Origin of the sequence: Alicyclobacillus kakegawensis NBRC 103104 (genome assembly GCF_001552655.1) — a bacterium.
GTDB lineage: Bacteria > Bacillota > Bacilli > Alicyclobacillales > Alicyclobacillaceae > Alicyclobacillus_G > Alicyclobacillus_G kakegawensis.
Genome location: NZ_BCRP01000063.1, coordinates 1 through 1,147 on the forward strand (window position 1 = coordinate 1; position 1,147 = coordinate 1,147).

Annotated in this window: 2 protein-coding genes; both read right to left on the bottom strand. The window is 53.9% G+C overall.

All coding sequences use genetic code 11. The annotated features are described in order from the left end of the window. Positions 1–462 (bottom strand): UPF0236 family transposase-like protein (locus AK2_RS16235; protein WP_281180684.1); only part of this gene is annotated, 462 nt, incomplete at its 3' end. Positions 463–481: 19 nt separating this feature from the next. Beyond that, on the bottom strand, positions 482–1,147 hold a 666-nt coding region (locus tag AK2_RS16240; protein WP_157076406.1), incomplete at its 5' end, for a transposase.

Genomic DNA, 1,147 nt, shown 5'->3' on the forward strand with positions numbered 1-1,147 from the left:
ACTAACACTCGGCACGAACTCCTGGAGGACTTTTTCCGCCCGGTGATAGGGCATCTCCACAGCCAACGCAACCGCCTTCTCCCGCAACCGAGGGGATACTCGCTGCCGCGGCGTGAGACCTAAGTGCTCGTCCAGCAAACAACATCCCTGGCCGGTTTGTCGATCCCTGTAGTACCGCCTCCAAAACGTCACTTCTCCGACAGTGGTCACAATCGTACGCTGTTTCCGGTTGACCACCTCCAAGCGATCTTTGTCCCGACAGCGCGTTAGCTGTTCATCCACGGCCTCCAAGGCCTGTGACAGCAGACTGCGTGCGCTCACTTTGACGGCCTTTTCCACGCCCTCCTCCAACTCTGCAAAGCTCCTAGAGTTAGATAGTGGCCCCTGAAAAAGTCCTCCATTGAGTTTCCGCTCTGCAACTGAAGTGGTCAGATTGGGATTTCTCAGGAGTGTCCGTTTCATTTATACCTTTTGTTTCCTGTTAGCGACCCACTTGGGCCGCTCTCCTCAGATTGTGGGCCATGATTCCGTATCCAACCCATGCCGATGTGCCCGAGTGTCCCCGGAATCGACTGCGGCCCAATCCGTACTTTTGTTTCAGAAGGGCTATCTTTGCTTCACCCGCGGCTCGGAATCGCTGCAAGTTCCGATACCAATGCGCTCGCTCTAGCTCGGTTCGTGCCTTGCCTTTCTTGCCTCGAAATGGCGTACTCACATACCGAACACCAAATTCTTCTTGCAATGCTCGTTCATTCTTACGACTGCTGAACCCTCGGTCCGTCGCAACTGCGTGAGGCGCAGAACCGAATATCTCTTTGTGATGCTGCACAGCCGGGATGAGCAAATCGTTGTCCGACGGATTACCTGTATACACCGCATACCCAGTCACAAATCCGCTCTCCGTTTCATCGATGCGAACCTTATACCCAAACTCAACCTTCTTGGCGAGTTTGCCTTTTTTGATCGGCCGAGCCTCGGCGTCATGAATGCTAATGATGCGGTCCGGAATGATTCGATTTCCACCAATGACTTCTTTGGCTTGACCGAGCAGTCGCTTCGTCTTATCCACAAGGGACTGAAGCTTTTCCTTTTGCGCCTCTACGGGCGGTTTCTTTGTACGCTGTAGCTTCTCAACCACGGACTCGGC